This is a genomic window from Candidatus Enterovibrio escicola (assembly GCF_002464935.1).
GTDB lineage: Bacteria > Pseudomonadota > Gammaproteobacteria > Enterobacterales > Vibrionaceae > Enterovibrio > Enterovibrio escicola.
The window spans coordinates 63,428-81,966 of record NZ_NBYY01000031.1 but is presented as its reverse complement, the minus strand read 5'-3'; the positions used below and the strand labels follow the sequence as shown (position 1 = coordinate 81,966).

General features: G+C 39.2%; 10 protein-coding genes, 2 tRNA genes and 6 pseudogenes. 11 read left to right on the top strand and 7 right to left on the bottom strand.

Going from position 1 to position 18,539, the window contains the following annotated elements; translation table 11 throughout:
• The 4 genes and pseudogenes from dnaE to BTN49_RS18355 form a co-directional block, all read left to right on the top strand.
• Positions 1–1,729 (top strand): DNA polymerase III subunit alpha (gene dnaE, locus BTN49_RS10365; protein WP_146679384.1); only part of this gene is annotated, 1,729 nt, incomplete at its 5' end.
• Between the two features lie 218 nt (positions 1,730–1,947).
• On the top strand, positions 1,948–2,910 hold the full coding sequence (gene accA, locus BTN49_RS10360) for an acetyl-CoA carboxylase carboxyl transferase subunit alpha (protein WP_097357107.1): 963 nt from the start codon (positions 1,948–1,950) through the stop codon (positions 2,908–2,910).
• 95 nt (positions 2,911–3,005) lie between these two features.
• The gene (tilS, locus tag BTN49_RS10355; RefSeq protein ID WP_097357106.1) at positions 3,006–4,331 is read left to right on the top strand and encodes a tRNA lysidine(34) synthetase TilS; all 1,326 of its coding nucleotides are present in this window, start codon (positions 3,006–3,008) and stop codon (positions 4,329–4,331) included.
• 421 nt (positions 4,332–4,752) lie between these two features.
• Positions 4,753–4,914, top strand: a pseudogene (locus BTN49_RS18355) (IS982 family transposase); the annotation flags it as partial.
• 191 nt (positions 4,915–5,105) lie between these two features.
• Here the strand turns inward: BTN49_RS18355 and BTN49_RS10340 are convergent.
• The 5 genes and pseudogenes from BTN49_RS10340 to BTN49_RS21265 form a co-directional block, all read right to left on the bottom strand.
• A pseudogene (locus tag BTN49_RS10340) lies at positions 5,106–5,965 on the bottom strand (IS5 family transposase).
• Positions 5,966–6,172: 207 nt separating this feature from the next.
• The gene (locus BTN49_RS10335) at positions 6,173–7,888 is read right to left on the bottom strand and encodes a proline--tRNA ligase (RefSeq protein WP_097357105.1); all 1,716 of its coding nucleotides are present in this window, start codon (positions 7,886–7,888) and stop codon (positions 6,173–6,175) included.
• Between the two features lie 227 nt (positions 7,889–8,115).
• Positions 8,116–8,478: a hypothetical protein gene (locus tag BTN49_RS22595; protein ID WP_097357104.1), complete on the bottom strand. Its 363-nt coding sequence runs from the start codon at positions 8,476–8,478 to the stop codon at positions 8,116–8,118.
• A 350-nt stretch (positions 8,479–8,828) separates the two neighbouring features.
• A pseudogene (locus BTN49_RS16300) lies at positions 8,829–9,137 on the bottom strand (IMP dehydrogenase); the annotation flags it as partial.
• Positions 9,138–9,157: 20 nt separating this feature from the next.
• Positions 9,158–9,918, bottom strand: a pseudogene (locus BTN49_RS21265) (IS982 family transposase).
• Positions 9,919–10,303: 385 nt separating this feature from the next.
• Between BTN49_RS21265 and BTN49_RS16280 the strand changes: the two are divergent.
• The 6 genes and pseudogenes from BTN49_RS16280 to BTN49_RS21255 all read left to right on the top strand — a co-directional run.
• Complete coding sequence (locus tag BTN49_RS16280) at positions 10,304–10,690, top strand: hypothetical protein (protein WP_199399552.1); 387 nt, start codon at positions 10,304–10,306, stop codon at positions 10,688–10,690.
• 430 nt (positions 10,691–11,120) lie between these two features.
• Positions 11,121–11,675: a D-glycero-beta-D-manno-heptose 1,7-bisphosphate 7-phosphatase gene (gmhB, locus tag BTN49_RS10310; protein ID WP_097357103.1), complete on the top strand. Its 555-nt coding sequence runs from the start codon at positions 11,121–11,123 to the stop codon at positions 11,673–11,675.
• Positions 11,676–12,096: 421 nt separating this feature from the next.
• Positions 12,097–12,848 (top strand): annotated as a pseudogene (locus tag BTN49_RS21260) (IS5/IS1182 family transposase).
• A 404-nt stretch (positions 12,849–13,252) separates the two neighbouring features.
• Positions 13,253–13,328, top strand: a tRNA-Ala gene (locus BTN49_RS10305).
• A gap of 1,062 nt (positions 13,329–14,390) precedes the next feature.
• Positions 14,391–14,467: transfer RNA gene (locus BTN49_RS10300), tRNA-Trp, on the top strand.
• A 531-nt stretch (positions 14,468–14,998) separates the two neighbouring features.
• Positions 14,999–15,333, top strand: a pseudogene (locus BTN49_RS21255) (IS1-like element transposase); the annotation flags it as partial.
• A gap of 16 nt (positions 15,334–15,349) precedes the next feature.
• Here the strand turns inward: BTN49_RS21255 and BTN49_RS13395 are convergent.
• Positions 15,350–15,658 (bottom strand): transposase, encoded by a 309-nt coding sequence (locus tag BTN49_RS13395; RefSeq protein WP_146679382.1) that lies wholly within the window; start codon positions 15,656–15,658, stop codon positions 15,350–15,352.
• Between the two features lie 770 nt (positions 15,659–16,428).
• Here BTN49_RS13395 and BTN49_RS10290 point away from each other — a divergent pair.
• A complete protein-coding gene (locus BTN49_RS10290) occupies positions 16,429–17,544 on the top strand; it encodes a Rossmann-fold NAD(P)-binding domain-containing protein (protein ID WP_097357101.1) in 1,116 nt (371 codons plus the stop codon).
• Positions 17,545–17,892: 348 nt separating this feature from the next.
• On the opposite strand, the gene BTN49_RS10285 is transcribed toward BTN49_RS10290, so the two are convergent.
• On the bottom strand, positions 17,893–18,432 hold the full coding sequence (locus BTN49_RS10285) for a transposase (RefSeq protein WP_097357100.1): 540 nt from the start codon (positions 18,430–18,432) through the stop codon (positions 17,893–17,895).
• Between the last annotated feature and the right edge of the window lie 107 nt (positions 18,433–18,539).

The window sequence follows — 18,539 nt, the reverse complement described above, 5'->3', positions numbered from 1 at the left end:
CCGTATTGAAGAGATCTCTGTGGACGACGCTGAGCCATTCAGTATCTTACAAAAGGCAGAAACCACTGCAGTGTTTCAACTTGAATCACGAGGTATGAAAGATCTCATCAAGCGTTTACAACCAGATTGTTTCGAAGACATGATTGCACTGGTTGCTTTATTCCGCCCTGGCCCCCTACAATCAGGGATGGTTGATAACTTTATCAATCGTAAGCGTGGGCATGAAGCCGTATCGTATCCTGATGAAAAGTGGCAACATGAATCACTGAGACACATTCTTGAACCAACCTATGGCATCATCTTGTATCAAGAACAGGTGATGCAAATTGCGCAGATATTAGCTGGTTATTCATTGGGTGAGGCAGATATGCTTCGGCGCGCAATGGGCAAGAAGAAACCAGAAGAAATGGTTAAGCAACGTATCACGTTTGAAAGTGGTGCATTGAATAATGGCATCGATGTCGAGTTATCGATGAAGATCTTTGATCTAGTTGAGAAATTTGCTGGTTATGGCTTTAATAAATCGCATTCTGCAGCCTATGCGTTGGTGTCTTACCAGACGCTTTGGTTAAAAACGTACTATCCAGCAGAGTTCATGGCGGCGGTAATGACCGCAGATATGGATAATACTGATAAAATCATCGGATTGGTAGAAGAATGTCGTCGTATGAAGTTGACCATCTTGCCACCTGATGTGAATGTTGGTTTATATCGATTTAACGTCAATAAAGAAGGTGAAATAGTTTACGGTGTTGGTGCGATCAAGGGGATAGGTGAAGCCCCAATTGAAAACATCATCGAGGCGAGGGAGGAAGGGGGGTTTTTTTGTGATTTATTTGATTTATGTGCACGAATTGACACTAAAAAAGTGAATAAACGAGTCATTGAAAAGCTTATTCAGTCTGGTGCATTGGATAGACTTGGTTCACATCGAGCGGCGATGATGTCCTTATTGGGTGATGCGATTAAATCAGCAAACCAGCTTCATCACGCAAAAGTCTTTGGTCAGGTTGACATGTTTGGTGTACTGACGGATAGACTGGAAGAGGCTAATCAGAAGCCAGTACAAGTACCACCTTGGCCAGAAAAAGTTTGGCTAGAAAGAGAAAGAGAAACCCTGGGACTCTATTTAACAGGACACCCAATCAATCGCTATATTAAAGAATTAAAGCATTACATCACTTGGAGTTTGAAAGATGCCCATGCGACGAAACGAAAAGTAGTGTCGACCGTGGCGGGTTTGGTTATCGCTGCAAAAGTGATGACAACCAAGCGTGGTTCTCGTATTGGTATTCTAACATTAGACGATCGTTCCGGTCGTATGGAGGTGATGTTGTTCTCAGATGAATTAGAAAAATATCGGGATCTTATCGAGAAAGATCGGATTCTGGTGGTATCTGGACAGGTTAGTTTCGATGACTTTAATAGTAGTATTAAAATGTGTGCGCGTGAAGTTCTGGATATTTCTCAGGCTCGTAAGAAATACTTACGCAGTATTGCTATCTCGATTACCGAGAGGCAAATTGATAACACATTTTTCTCACGATTCAGTGAAGTTCTTGCACCTCACCGAGATGGAAGCATTCCTATTAATCTGTATTATCAGCGTGACGATGTACGCGCGAAATTGGTCTTAGGAACAGAGTGGTCTGTCACACCAGACGATAAACTGATTGATGAATTAAAAAGCCTTCTCGGAGATAAACAAGTTGAGTTAGAATTTAATTGATACTTTTGGCTGGTTAATTGGATAATGAGTCATGGGTTCAATAAGTTAGTGTTCGTGCAGAACGTGTCTTCATGGATGATAACTTCTGTTAGAAATCATGATATCTAAGTGGTGGAAACCATGAATACTGAATTTCCAGTTATGTTGGTATGACTTCCAATTTATTGAATAAATAACCGAATAATGGGCAATTTAATTACCTGAACAGGATTCTCTCTATGAGTCTTAATTTTCTTGAATTTGAACAGCCAATTGCTGACCTAGAAGCAAAAATTGAAGCCCTGCGTCTCGTGTCTAGGTGCAGTGACGATCTAGACGCTGTTAACCTTGATAAAGAAATCGAGCAATTGGAGATAAAAAGAGCTGAATTGACAAGAAAGATATTCAGTAACTTAGGCGCATGGCAGGTAGTACAGCTTGCTCGTCACCCAAGACGCCCTTACACTTTAGACTATACTGATCTGATATTCACTGAATTTGAAGAATTGGCAGGTGATCGTGCATACGCAGATGACAAAGCTATCGTCGGTGGCATGGCACGGATTGGTAGTCGACCAGTCATGATTATTGGGCACCAAAAAGGTCGAGAAACCCGCGATAAGGTTATTCGCAATTTTGGCATGCCTAAACCAGAGGGTTACCGCAAATCTTTGCGCCTGATGAAAATGGCGGAGCGTTTTAAAATGCCAATTATTACGTTCATTGATACTGCTGGAGCTTACCCTGGTGTTGGTGCAGAAGAGCGTGGCCAGTCTGAAGCAATTGCGCGCAACCTGAAAGAAATGTCTAGTTTAACTGTACCTATTATTTGCACGGTTATTGGTGAAGGTGGTTCAGGGGGTGCGTTGGCGATTGGAGTGGGCGACTATGTCAATATGCTGCAGTACTCGACTTACTCCACGATATCCCCAGAAGGTTGTGCTTCTATTCTTTGGCGGGATTCTGGTAAGGCGCCACAAGCCGCAGAAGCTATGGGCATCACGTCACTACGTCTGAAAGAGCTGGGCTTGATTGATAACATTATTCCTGAACCTATGGGTGGTGCACATCGGAATTATGCTCAGATAGCTTCTAATATCAAAGCACTCCTGATCCAGCAGCTTGGTGATTTGGTACCACTAGATGCATCGGTGTTGTGTGAACGTCGTTATCAGCGTCTTCTAAGTTATGGTTACTGTTAATAGTGGAGATAAGATGAAGGAAGGGTCTATATGTTATATGACTCTTTTATATATTTCCTCTATAAAAATGCTAATTCGATACCCTTGAGGGGCTTATGTTATTTTCTCTGTTTGAAAATGTCCTCGATAGTTATACGTCACGTTCTCGTCAAATAGTACTTGCCTTTAGTGGAGGGATTGATTCACGTGTATTGCTTGACCTTCTTTCGAACTATCGGGATACGCATTCGAATCATCGTTATCTGGTGATTCATGTTGATCATGGACTTAGTAAAGAGTCGGATCAATGGATGCAACAATGTGAGGAGTTGGTCGAGGATATTGGCTTCCCTTTCAAAGGTGTAAATGTTTCCGTGGAACGATATGGGAATAGTATTGAAGAAGTAGCGAGAGATGCACGTTATAAGGCACTTTTAGATAATACTGAAGTGAATGCATTGATTGTCACTGGACAACATGCTGATGATCAAGCTGAAACATTCTTGCTTGCGCTGAAGCGTGGAAGTGGTCCTGCTGGTTTATCAGCGATGCCCTTGATTCGGCCTTTAGGACATGCGGAATTACTCAGACCGTTATTATCAGTTACCCGCAAAGAAATTGAACGCTATGCCTACGACGAACGATTAAGTTGGATCGATGACGAAAGTAACTTAGATTGTCGATTTGATCGTAATTTTATTCGTCATTCATGGTTACCTTCAGCTCAAACGCGTTGGCCTGGGTTAACCAAATCAATAAATCGTTCGGCTGTTTTATGTGCAGAACAAGAACAACTACTTGAAGAGCTGTTGAGTGAGCATTATAGTAAGGTGATGTTGGAGTCTAATGTTTTATCCTTATCTGCACTTAACGGATGCTCGAAGAGCATTCAAGTTGCGTTAGTTCGGAGATGGTTGAAACAGACATCGAATATATCAGTTTCTAAAGCGCAGCTACAAGAGGTGTTTTCGTCGGTTATTACAGCATCCAGTGATGCTAATCCAAAATTGCAGTTAGGCTCCTGGAAAGTTGTACGTTTTCAAAAATGTTTGTATGTTATTCCTGACTGTCAAGACATCACTGAGTGGCATTCACGACTAGAGATGGGAACATCATTGCAGTTGCCTGATGGTGTAGGTGAATTGTGTTTGATGTTTGGTGGTAAAAGTCGATGGTCACTTAGAACACCAATGGAGAATGAACCCGTTTGGGTCAGGTTTAATCCTGAAGGGATTAGTGCAAACCCTATTGGTCGACAAGGAAAGCGGAAGCTTAAGAAACTGTATCAAGAATATGGAATTCCGAGTTGGTCTAGACGTAGAACACCATTGGTCTTCTACGGAGAACACTTAGCTGCGGTGGCTGAGCTCTTCGTGTGTAAAGGGTATGAAGGTCAGGAGTGTGATCTAGTTTGGTATAAACATCATGTATTGAGTGCATGAACAATTTGCGTTTGCAAAGATTAACTAGTACTAGATAAAATTTAGGAAGTAATAAAACGGACTAAATAAAACGGACTAACGTCACCTGAAAGGCAGAGGTATTATATCTTAAGCCGCCATCAAACACTCTAGAAAATAGCGTTATGAGAGAGATATCTGAAACTCGCTCTACCTCGTTTATTGAGGTAGGTGTTCTATCTTGTCAATTTCTTCATTACTGACTTGGTTTAAGTCAGTTTCTTTGGGTAAAAATCGCCTTATCAGACCATTGGTATACTTATTTAGCCTCTGATCACTTGACCGATACGGTCTGGTAAAATAACCTGAGTTGCGCATAAGAAATAAACTACTGACTGCACAAGGTCTTTGTGCGTTTAGTTCATTTCTTATGCGCAACTCAGGTTATGACTGAAATCAGTTTGACCAACTAAAAAACATATCCCAAATCGAGCATTCTCAGCACCGTAGTTGTATCAGTTTTATGGTTAACTTGCTGGTAGGGCTTTTCGCGTATTCATTTCAACCAAAGAAACCGAGTATCCAGATAACGTGGTTTAATAAGAAAGCGCTTATGCAGATTTGAGGTTAAAATAGGAATCAGCGTCTGTAATTTTAGCAGCCTATTCATGATCAGTGAATTCTGTACCGTTGTCTAACGTGAGGGTTTAGAAATTATGGAAGGTTGAAGTTACAATATCAATAAATGTCGCCAGCACTAGGTGTTGTTGATTAAGTCAGGCCTATAATGCACTGATCCCAATATTTGTTACAGTCTTAATTTGTCTTCTGGTGAACAGGCATACCGAGTCTTAGAATTTTATTTATCGCTTTCACATTTGCTAGCGCTTAACTAACTTGAGCATTGTAATTACGAAGCATGAGTTTATGGCTGAGCAATTATTTATAGCGAAACATTGCTGTTTCTGCTAATGAGTGTTTGTTATAAACCAAGTCATTTTTTCACTCAGCTAGTTTGTCCTCTTTTAATGCCTTTACAGCTTTATTTCTAGGATGACCTACTTCCAGTACCCCGCGTTGCTTAGAGGCGGAATACTGGGCGTTATTCCTTTGTTTTTAGTACGTGGTGACACGTTCTTGTATCATAGGCTCCATCAGCACTGACTTGCTGTAGCTTGCGTTGTAATGGGTTAAGAAATGTAGGTAAAACCTCATTGTCATCCACATAAACTAGGCTAACTGCTGCAGCAATTACCTCATGAGTAGACACATCAACGGCAAGATGAAGTTTGCGCCAGATCCGCCATTCCTCTTTACTTAGTTAACGCGTTTTCAGTTCACCTTCGTCTTATACCTTTAGGCCTGTGGCATCAATAACACGTGGTCGACCGTTCCTCGATTCGGCAAACTGTACTTAACTTTTACGCTCTTAGAACCCTTACTAATGCAGGTGTATGTAGGGGATTTCAGCGGGACATTCATCAACGTAAAAACCGAAGTGAGAAAGCCTTCTAATCCACGAAGTAGGAGCTTGAAAATACTTTTCACCATCAGTGGCATTTCAATTTCAGTATCCGAAAATATAAACCCCGTCCACGTTAACCGTGATGTTTTAGACAATGCCATGCCTTAATGGTAGCTATGTATATACAAAAAGTGACTGAGCTTCGGTTTATTAATGCTTGATTATATTATTTCCAGTTGCTGATATTGTGCTTGGCCTTTCCCATCATCACCTTCTGTTTAACTCCAAGATGATCTGATTGTAGGAATTACGATTAGTTTTGATATTTGGAAAATAACGCCTGAGAGTAAGGTTGTGTGCTCAGAGAATATAGGTTAGATAAATATATCCCTTAAAGCAGGGATATATTTATGAATGGTTAGGTTATTTTTGCTTTCACGTATTCAACCATATTTTCCATGACAACAGACACTTTTTCGCTACCACGCCGATGTTTGTATTCAAACATACCATTGTTCATGCTGCGCTCGCCTATGACGATAATATGGGGAATACCAATTAGTTCGATGTCATAAAACATCACACCGGAACGCTCTTTGCGATCGTCAAGCAATACTTCGATACCCGCTCTTTTTAGATCTGAATATAGTTTTTCAGCAGCATCACGAACACGATGAGACTTGTGCATGTTCATTGGAAGGATGGCAACTAAGAAAGGGGCAATGGAGTCAGGCCAGATGATGCCGTTTTTGTCGTGGTTCTGTTCGACTGCCGCTGCAACAATGCGAGAAATACCAATACCATAGCATCCCATCTCAAGAATGGTATTTTTACCATCAGGGCCAAGAATACCAACGTTCATTTTTTCTGAATAATTAGTACCAAGCTGGAAAATGTGACCGATTTCGATACCACGTTTAAGCTGTAGAGTACCCTTACCACAAGGGCTAGGATCACCTACAACAACGTTACGAATATCTGCAACCTCACCTAGTTGAACGTCACGACCCCAGTTGATGCCAAAGTAATGTTTGTCATCAATATTAGCACCAGCACAAAAATCGCTCATTGCTGCAACGCTACGGTCTGCAATAAAAGTCATTTTCAGGTTAACTGGACCCAACGAACCTAGACCTGCATCAACAATTGTACGAATTTCTTCTTCTGTTGCTAACTCAAGTGGGTTTACGATCTGAGGTAGTTTTTCGGCTTTAATTTTGTTAAGTTCATGGTCACCACGAATCAACAATGCAACGAACTTTCCTTTAGATTTATCAGACGCTTTTACGAACATGGTCTTGATTGTTTTCTCAATGGGTAGGTTAAATTTCTTCACTAGTTCAGCGATAGTTTTGGTATTCTGAGTGTCAATAAGTGTCATTTCTTGCGTCGGTTCAGCGGGATTATCAGCAGGGGTCAGTGCTTCAGCCATTTCGACGTTGGCGGAGTAGCCTGATGCAGTTGAGAACGCAATTAAATCTTCCCCGCTGTTCGCTAGTACGTGAAACTCGTGAGATGCTGAACCACCGATAGCACCTGTGTCTGCCAGAACTATACGGTAGTCTAGGCCTATACGATCGAATGCAGAACAATAAGCTATGTGCATTGCTTCATAAGACTGTTGCAAGCCTTTTTTATCCAAATCGAAGCTATATGCATCCATCATGGTGAATTCACGGGCTCGCATCACACCAAAACGTGGACGTACTTCATCACGGAATTTTATTTGGATTTGGTACAGGTTCAGTGGTAGTTGCTTATACGAGTTGACCACACTTATAATCAGATTGGTGACTACTTCTTCTGCTGTTGGACTTAGAATAAACGACCGTGTATGGCGGTCAGTAAAACGAAGAAGTTCAAGGCCCATTTTCTCAGAACGACCTGTTTTTTCCCATAGTTCTAACGGTTGAACAACGGGCATCAGTATTTCAATAGCACCTGCGTTATTGATCTCTTCACGAATAATGTTTTCGACCTTTTGAATAACCCGCAACCCGCTTGGCAACCAAGTGTACAGGCCTGAAGCCAGTTTTCGTATCATGCCGGCTCGTAACATTAGTTGGTGGCTAATGACTTCTGTGTTATTTGGTATTTCCTTCAGGGTACAGATAAGGTATTTACTGGTACGCATTTAATGCTATCCGTTTATCAAGTTACAGAATTGGAAGGTATAAAATCGCCATATTACCAGTGACAACCCTAATCGACAAAGTTTTTGGTTACCGTTACTGTGATTACAGGTTTGTGCAGGTAAATTGGTAATCGTTCACCAGTCCCCCATGTAAAAGTAATAAGTGATGATCATCTCCCGATCGATAATTGCCTATTGAGTGATCTTCTCAGCCTGCCAAACTGGATTCATGAAAAAGAAGCATTTGAAAATGAACCACCCACGGTGGAAGCATTGGGCTCTGAGTAAGCCAACGCACTCATCCGTGAACTATGGAACACGCTTCGTGAGTACGCAGCTAGGTTGTCTGCTAGTTCATGGAACTCATCACGCTCTTCGTCGTCAAACTCCTCCGCAGCAAGGGACGATCGAAAAAATCTCAACACCCTCGCAGCCAAAATCAGGTGGGCACTCAACCTAGCTATGAGGGATACGAAAGACCAGTAAGCGATCTCAAAGAAACCGATTCCATTGTGTTTTGTCAGCCAGATACTTACTGCACCCAATGCGTTGGGAATATTTTTCCGAACATGGAGTTTACCCATTGTCATCAAGTTTTTGAGTTACCTAAAAAATCGTTGTATATTACTGAATATCAGTTATTCCATGGTTGGTGCTGGCATTGTAACTATCCCGTCCAAGCCAATTTGCCTGATGATCCCCCATCAGGTCAGTTAGATCCTCGTCGGCTTAGCCATATTGTCGTTTTATTTTGCCAATATCCCCTGAGTATCTGTAAAATAAAGCGCCCTTTTATGGATCAATACGGTACGCATTTTTCTATCTGACTGATTAGTTAAGCGCAAGGACTAATCAGTAGTATGTTAATGCTGTTGCATTAAGCGCTACATCAACATGTAAAATAATCTGTTGTTATTTATATTAGATGAAACAACGCACAAACGAAATCAGCGCCTATACCGAATGCCTTAGCAACGTCGTCCGTACATGAACAGCCACTATAATCACCGATGATACGACCACTTAGACCGTGAGCCGCGTCAGCCCACTAAATGATCGCTGACAGTTGTGGATAGCCTACACCTGTTTTAACATGTGTCGTATATGCAGAACCCTAGTTAATGCGAATTTTCACGATGTCTGTACCAGCAATGATAAGTTCTTCAACCATGTCATCTGTAACAATGTTACCTGCGCTGATCACTTTATCTGAAAATGCTTCACGTACTTTACCAACATATTTAATTAACCTCAGATCTGCATAAGTACTTACTTATCAAACCTAGTCATCTTGATATTCAGCTTCCTTGGTTGAAATGAATATGCGAGAAGCCACGCCAGCAAGTTGACCATAAAGTTGGTACAACTATGGTGCCGAGAATGCTCGATTTTGGATATATTTTTTAGTTGTTCAAAAACGGTTTCAATAATAAATTGTTTCTGGAGTATCAGACGGTTCCAATGTTTCATCACTTTGGGTTTCATGTTTTTTATACCCGTTATCAGTGTCACTCTATTGTCTGCAAGTTCCCGTTCCAATGGACCAGATATATAACCTTTATCTCCGTATAAATACCCCTAAATAGCGTTAACCATTTCCGATATAGGCTTCCTATCATCCACGTTAGCCGTCGTTACTTTGACGGAGGTAATGCTACCTTGGTCATTGATAATAAGGTGTAATTTGAAACCGTAAAACCGCCACATCGTTCCTTTTCCTCTCTTCGCGGTACCCATGCAAAACATGATGTCTGAGAATGCGTCGGTTGTGATAAACCTGTAACTTGGACGAATCAACGAAGGCAACCCATGACAGTGAGGTAATGGAAAACAAAGTGGATGTAATAGGTTTTGAAGTCTCGATACCTAGATTGATGGAAAGCGATTATTATCGTCATCACTTCGCTAACTGAGAGGCGAGAAGGCTTGTTTCTTTCTTTGACACCGGAAGAAATGAAGTGTTTTTCCAATGCAGGTAGGCAAGTCTGGCAGAAATCGTTGACATTGACGAAAACAGCGTCATAAGTTATTCAATGCCCATGTCCTTATGCAGTCAATAGTTTTTTAAACGATCAGATTATGACTTTGTCATTTAGTTCATGTCTTATGCGTAGCTCAGGTTGATTATATTGTTTTCAGTTGCTGATCTTGTCCTTTCTCTTTCTCGTTCCCTTTCCCTTTCCCATCATCACTTTCCGCTTAACTCCATGATGATCTGATCATAGGATTTGCGCTTAGTTCAGATATTTTGGAAAAAACGCCCACTATCTGTCGAGAAATAAAGCGTCATATCCTAAATAATTTTCACGACGTATACTGTCATTGCCTTGTGTCAAAACAGGCTAAATAAACCCGCTACAACGCTGCATACGGGCTGGTTGGCTGTATTTCAGAGAGAGCTTAAGGTGTTCATTCATGACCATCAGCGATAAGGCAAAGATAAATAACCGTGTTGGTATTGAGAAACGGTCTGATATAGAAGACTATAAGACCCAGTTTGGTCTTTTCGAAATTGACACTGTCGTCGGGACTGGGAACAAATATTTTCTTCTTACCGTGGTGGATAAAGCCAATATACTCCGTTGTATTAGAAAGATGCCAAATAAGCAAGCAGATATAGTGGTGGAGATGTTTATTAATATTGTAAATTCTACCTTCCATAACTTTAAAACCCTCACGTCAGACAAGGGTACAGAGTTCGCCGGTCATGAAGAGGTTACTGAAATCACAGACGCTGATTTCAATGAGGTCAGTAATGAGGAAATGGTGCATGGAATTCATGCACGGGATCTTGGATGTTAGTAAGCAAGAAAATGCTCACCAGATTTATCATAAAGATGCCGCAAAAGACCTGGCAGGTCTGAGGTACATGGCCTTTTCTCTGTTGAGAACAGAGGTGATTAAAATAAACGTTCAGATGAAATAAATGCACATCATGATGAACTCTATATTTTTAGAGCTAGTATTATTTGGTGGTATTTGCCTCAGTAACCAAATAATGAACACTCATGCGGATACTCTAGTCCTAGGTTGAGAAGGAACAAAAAACTTTTCTGGAAATGGTAACTGAATGTGATTTAAAGGAATAAGTGAATAATTCATAACATTGTACTCTGATCTGAAACTATTGACATGGACTCTACTATAGTTAGATGCTTGTAGAGGTAGGTCATATAGATGAAAAATTAATTGTGTGTAATATTTGGCTGCTAAGAATATATAGGGTAAAACTTTGGGCAAACCAGCAGTATTTATTGATAGAGATGGAGTGATTAACATCGATCATGGTTACCTCAACAAGGTTGATGACTTTGAATATATCGATGGTGTATTTGATGCGTGTCGCTCATTGAAAATGATGGGTTATTTGCTTGTACTCATAACTAATCAGTCAGGAATCGCTCGTGGTTACTATACAGAAGATGATTTTCTGTCTTTGACCGAATGGATGAAATGGGAGTTTTCCAATAGAGGCGTGAATTTTGATGGTATTTACTATTGCCCTCATCACCCAAAGTATGGTTATGGAATGTATAAAAAGGACTGTGATTGTCGTAAACCCAAACCAGGTATGCTCATTGATGCTAGTAGTACCCTAAAGATAGATATGGAAAATTCGGTGATGATTGGTGATAAGGTAAGTGACATTCGTGCAGCAGAATCGGTAGGTATCACGACAAAAATACTTGTACGTACTGGAAAGAAAGTGACAGAAGAAGGTGTGTCCTTGGCAACGATTATTCTCGATAGCATTGCTGATGTTCCAGCATACTTAAAAGTCAACTAAGATTGCTTTCTAAGTAGAAAATATTATCAGAGGTAACACATTAGTTGTAATAACTCCTTATTGATATGGCAAAGTTTTTGGTGAAGCATGAGGAGTATAAAAATACTGTACTCAATTTAAAACTAGGAAGGGTTGTCGTAATTTTTTAGTATATTGAATAATAATTTTGTTTGGAACCACATTAAGGGTGCTGTATGTTCGTTTTAACTATCAATTTAGGAAAGTTGAAGAAATATCACTTTCTCTTGAAATTGAGGTGAAAGACAATTCAGGACTTTGTGGAAAATATACTGTTAAAGGTGAGTTGTTAATTAGTGTTTTTAAACAGAAGGATGAAGCGTTATAATTACTTCACCAAGAATAATATAACCTAGTAGAAAGCCTGTTAAGTAATAATCGCTAGGAACTTTTACTCCAATTAATGAAGAGCACGGGTCGTGTTTATAACAGTCGAGAAGATATAATAACTTTTTAAGGTATTCTCTATCGAGTGTGAACTAGTATTCGGTGGAGAGATTTATCACATCTATTTGGAGAGTGGAGCTGTGTATATCGAAGATTTAATTTTTAGTCTAGAAAAATCATTTTATAGAAATATTTCATATTGTTATCTAAGATTTTTGACTTTGAATTGGTCTTTATTGAGGGTTCAATTGTTCGAGCACATCAATACAGTACTTGGATAGTGAGATCTCTCCATGAGAAAATAGAAAAATATTTCATGGTAGTTTAATAAAAATTTATCTTTATCACAGATAAAGCATCATATTGTCTTCCTACTTTGAGTTATAAAAATGAGAAATGCTCGATATTGTTCCATGTAGAAAGTCTTGTAAACTGGTTTGCCGAAGTCAATATGCAATACGATTGTTTCTGATAAGGGTGTATGAGAGTACATCATTCAGGAAACATGTAGAGCATATCATATAAAGATATAGAGCATAAAAGATGGAAAGACCGTCATTGTTAAGCGAAATGATAAGCGAGATATCAATAAAGGTAGTATAAACATAATCTTTATGTGAATATCGTCATTTAGTAGAAAATCCCTTGAGAAGAATTAAGTAATATCTTTCAGTTTCAACTGCATATGTAAAATCGGAAAGAAATTACGTCAGCGTGGTATCACGGGTATTTATGTTCATGTGGTTGCCGTTATCGTTATATAGTTGAGCGGGTTCTGTACAGCAAAGATTGGCAGCCCCTAGTAATCACAGGTCAGTTACCATCATGTATGATAGGGAAAGTGCAAACAGATCACCATTTTATGGGATTCATTGGTAGCATAAGAGAATAACTTATATTTCGGTAAGGTTTTTTGCAGGATAAGCGCTATTTGTTATAGGCACTGTTAATGTAAGTATTTGCAATAGGTATATAAAGATAAAAAAAAGGTTGAAATATCTAGGCATTATAAAATAGAGTGTATTACTTGCTTAAAAGGCTTTCTATATTCACTGTCTTTCTTTCCCCACGTTCTAATGGAAACGTGGTTCGTGAGCTTAACTAGGTAGGTCAAGCAGACTTTGAATTAGTTGATTGTCTGGTTATGAGTCGTACTCTACCACCTAACTTTTGGGGCTATAGCTCAGATGGGAGAGCGCTTGCATGGCATGCAATAGGTCGACGGTTCGATCCCGTCTAGCTCCACCACTTACTATAAGTATAAGTTATTATTGGCGTAATGTATTTAGGAAATAAATTCAGACCACGGTGTTCTTTAAAAATATGTCAAGCTGCCTCTTAAAGTTTTTCCGGTATACAGGCTAAACTTGAAGCGCTAGGTGAACATAAAGAACTCATGTTTTTTCCCTGCGTCTGGCAGTAAGTGGGGTTGACTGATTCGAATGAAAATTCGACGAGGTGCGGGAGGTAGATCATGGCACTTCCTGACGGAAGTGGCATATATAAATGGATAAAAGGTACTCATGAAGATGGCAGGTGGATACTATCCAAAAATCCGTATCGATGTCGGTGTTTCGCTCCTAGATATTGGCTGAGTACAGGTTAGTACTGAAATTGATTGCATGGGAGAGGTTATTAGCTATTTGACGTGTCTCGTGAGTTGGATGTAGAATATTATGGGGTGAGTTTATTTTCAGGCTAGCGAGGAGGTTGGCTTATTGAGAAGGGGCTTTTGTTGTGATAAAAGCAGGGATCTGAACCTCTGAACATCTGAACCTCTGAAAGCATCAGAGGTGGGGAGTTACATCTTTAATCTAGGAAATCGGGTTTATTGAATCCTAGGAGATAAATAATCAGGTCTGTAAGTATTGATTCAGCAAGGGAGTATTTAGCGGTGTTGCTTCACTCTACAATTACCAAGGGGTTATAACTAAATAAAATAGGACATTGATAGTATTTATAGAATATCTGCTTTCTAGATATTTATAAGCCTATACCCAATAATAAATATAGCGTAGATAGAGTCTGTTTTGAGCGAATATCCCATTAGGGAAGAGTGACGTAATATATGACTAAGTAAAAATGAAGGCGATGAATTCAGCAAATGAAATTTAATGGTGACAATTGTAGTGCTTAGTTTCCGTGTGATGAATGATAAAAATCACATGAGGTGTGAGAAAATCCATGTTACTGTGAAGAAGGTTTCCGTTCGGCTTGAATGTCAGCTTTTTACATTGTAGATCGCAAATTCTAGTTCCGTGCATTCCTCTCTTTTATGTAAGAGAGAGTTAAGTCCTTTGAAATAACCACAGGGGTGTAGCTCCAACTGGTAGAGCAGCGGATTCCAAATCCGCGTGTTGGGAGTTCGAATCTCTCCACCCCTGCCATGTTTTTATGTACTGATGCACTTTACAAGTATACTTGTTTTGTTTACCTGGTTCATTTTTAGGTCATTAATAAGTGAGGGACGAATATGATAGGTGGGATTGATGATGTTAATTTAGGATTTGATATTATCCTTGTTTTCGGTTTTCTATTTGCCTATTTTGTATGGCGGTTATTTTTTAATAGGCGAGAAGGCAATAGAAAGAATAAAATAGTGAAGGCGATAATTAAAGATAAAGAATAATGAACTGAACTGGTATATGCAACCCTATATCTGTAAAAAAACTACAACCTTACCTTCCTCACTGGTATTATTTTTTAAATACCTGAACTAATCGCAATTCCTACAATCAGATTATCATGGAGTTAAGCGGGAGGTAATTTATGGATGGGTAAAGGCTAAGCAGAAGATCAACAACTGGAAACAATATCATTAAGCATTAGTAAACCGTGGCTCAGTGACTTTTTGACTAATATATTCAATAGGTTTTTCTTCGGATAAAAAGCCAAGCTTTTGCATAAGTAGACACTAACGCTATCGTTGCCAAGCATGTTGCTGAACCTTACAGCTTGAGTATACATACAGGGCTTGTCAGGCTGGGAGAGAAGAGCAACAAGTTGAACTTGCTATGAATAATTCTGGTATTCTTAACTGCTTTGGAATGTTATACAACCTCATTTAATGCGGTTGTCCGAGTTTTAAAAAAACTTATGCCACGACTGTGTCGTCGCATTCCCTATTTATGTACAGAAAGTGGTTCTTATCTGCGAAGTAGATGAGCAATGGTATCTCGTAGGTAACAAAAAGATCCCTCGCTGGCTTTGTATGGTAGGGAGCCTCGATTAAAAAATAATTTCTCACGCATTCCTCTGCTTTGGGATATTTAGCACCATATCGTATTTCGAACTGTCCGAAGGATTTTTGTGCCTCTTGTTGTGTCTCCTCCATCCAGATACCATGAAGCGCTTCTTTCATTCTGGGTTGAATAGATTTTGGAACTTTTGTTTAATACATTGGTCGCTTTATGCACCAAGCTGCGTTGATGATGCGTCGTTGGCCACTGTTTTGTCACTGCATTCCAAAAACAGAAAGCGCCATCACCAATGGCGAGTTCAGGAGCGATACTGATATCTTGGGACGTTAGCTGTGATAGATCTTCAAGCCAACTGCTCTCTGACCTCCTGTACCCCATCGATAACGACTAAAATTTGCTTGCGGCCGGCATCATCGACGCCGATGACAACAAGTAGGTACAGTTTATCATCCATCCGAACTTTGCAGTAAATACCATCGACCAAAATGTAGACATACCGCCATTTACTTAACCTGAGTTGCGCATAAGAAATGAACTAAATGCCAACGTCCTTATGCAGTCATATGCAGTCAATAGTTTTTTTCCAACGATCAGATCGCGAATTTGGAATTTAGTTCATTTCTTATGCGCAACTCAGGTTAAGTATGAGCCATACACATCTCTAAACCAAAAGAAGATGCAGTAGTGTACTTTAATATCGCTGACTCTTCGCGAGGTTGTGCATTTCATTTGATTTTTCTTCAATTTTAACCTTTTTAAAAAACACATCACGGCGTGACACTCTTGTCGAAAGAACCTCGCACTGTCTTGCCCGCGATAGCAAGAATTTACTCCTTAAATATATCTCGGATACTCAAAATTGAATCGTGTGTTCAATGAGTTTGTTTCTTTCTGGAAAATGAATTTTTTCATGGTTACAAATCCTGTGAGGACACATGATTTCTGCAGTATTAGACAACGTGGGTGCAACTCATACTGACGAACTATTCAACTTATTGAATACATAATCGTATCAGCCATGCTAAAGCGAGGTGCTTTAAGAGTTTTCAAATGCAGGACCTTATTATATACTAGGCGTATGGATTATCATTGATATCTAAGCCTTGAGATGAAGATTTGAAACAAATCCTAGAAGGGAGTAGATTAAAATGAAAAAAATATCTGTGTTTGGTACGTCAAATAAAAGACATGAAAAACGGATTCCACTTCATCCATCACTGTTCCATTTAATACCCAATAACATTAAACCCTTCCTTATTTTTGAAAGTGGCTATGGTGATAGATTTGGAATTGATGATTCATTTTTGGTTGAAGAGTTTGGTGGTGTAGAAACGCGAGACAACTTATTTGAGGTAGGAGATATATGGCTTTTACCTAAACCTTCTAAAAATGATTATACTCATTTCTCAGAAGGTAAAATATTGTGGGGTTGGCCCCATTGTGTACAAGATACAAATATAACAGAAGCAGCGATAGTCAAAAAAATGACGTTAATCGCATGGGAAGCTATGTATGGTGGGGAAGATGATACTCATATTTTCCATAGAAATAATGAGTTGGCGGGGTACGCATCTGTACAACATATGATGATGCTGACAGGAAAAAACGGATATTTTGGTAAGGAAATAAAGGCTGCAGTTTTAGGTTTTGGTGCTACTGCACGAGGTGCAATTAATAGTTTAAAATCATTGGGTATAAAGGACATAACCGTTTTTAGCAAAAGACCGGTTTATCTAATAAAAGCACCAATAGAAAGTGTGAAATACAAAAGAATAATTAATTTGTCTGGTGAAAATATGCTAGAGAACAGTAATATGCAACCAGTTCCTTGTGCTAAGGAGTTATCATCTTACGATATTATCGTTAACTGTGTGTTACAAAATATACTAAAGCCAATTATGTTTATTAGAAATGGGGAATTGGATAACTTCAAAACCCCTATCGACATCATCGATGTTAGTTGTGACCATGGACTGGGTTTTTACTTTGCTAAGCCTACTGGTTTCGATAATCCTAATTCTATAGTGGAGAGTAAAGTAAATTACTATAGTGTTGATCACACCCCTACGTTGTATTGGGACTCGGCGTCTTATGAAATCACCAAGTCAATAATAGATTTTTTGCCACATTTTGTTGAAAATAAATGGAAAGAAAATTCAGTGTTGATGTCTGCGCTAGAAATAGAATGTGGACACATTGTTAATGTTAATATCTTAGAGTCCCAAAATAGGTCGACATTATATCCACATAAGATTTGTGAATAGATTACCAAGATGTAAATCTTGTTCATATATTGTAACTTAAGTCAATTTTTATTATTTTTTGGTTAAAGGAATCAGCTATTTCTGGGGAGTATAACAAGAATAGGTTGTTGTTTGGTCTCTGTAGCTGACAGACTGTGGTTCTTTTGAGTCTTTATACTTAATGTTGTAGGTAAAAAATCTCTTTGTATCATTATGTAACGCTTCACACCAGTATGTAATACTCGCACATGAGAATATTTCTTGTTACTTGAAAATATTCAAAAAATCTGATTTACTCTTACTAGTCTAGAGAGGCATTGTTGATTAAATCAGGCCTATAACAGATTGATCAAAATATCCTTTATAGTCTTAATTTGTTTGCTGGTAAACAGGCACACCTAGTCTTATAACGCTGTCCATCTCTTTCACACTTGCTAACGTTTCACTAACTTGATCATTGTCATCACGAAGAGTAAGTTTATGGTTGAGTAATTGTTTATAGCGAAACATTGCTATCTCTGCCAATGAGAGTTTATGATAACCCCTGTCCTTTTTCCACTCCGCTAATTTATCTTCTTTTAACTCTTTTACAGCTTCATTCCTAGGATGCCGTTCTTTCCAGTACTCCGAATTGCTTTGCGGTGGAATACTGGGCGATATTCCTTTATTTTTCAGTAGGAGGTGACATGCTTTTGTGTTAGAAACTCCATCAACATTAACTTGTTGTCTCTTTCGTCGTAATGGGTTAAGCAATGTAGGTAAAACCTCATTATCACCCACAGAAATTAAGCTAACTTTTGCAGAGATAACCTGATGAATAGACACATTAAAGTCAATATGAAGTTTGCACCAGATCTGCCGCTTTTCCTTACGGTGTTTACGAATCTTCCATTCACCTTCGCCGTATATCTTTACGGCTTAATTCAATCAGTAAAGCCCTGATATCTCCCACTCTAATCCTATCTTGTTACATAGTTATGGAATAAGGATAAAAACATGCTATGGACAGTGTTCCT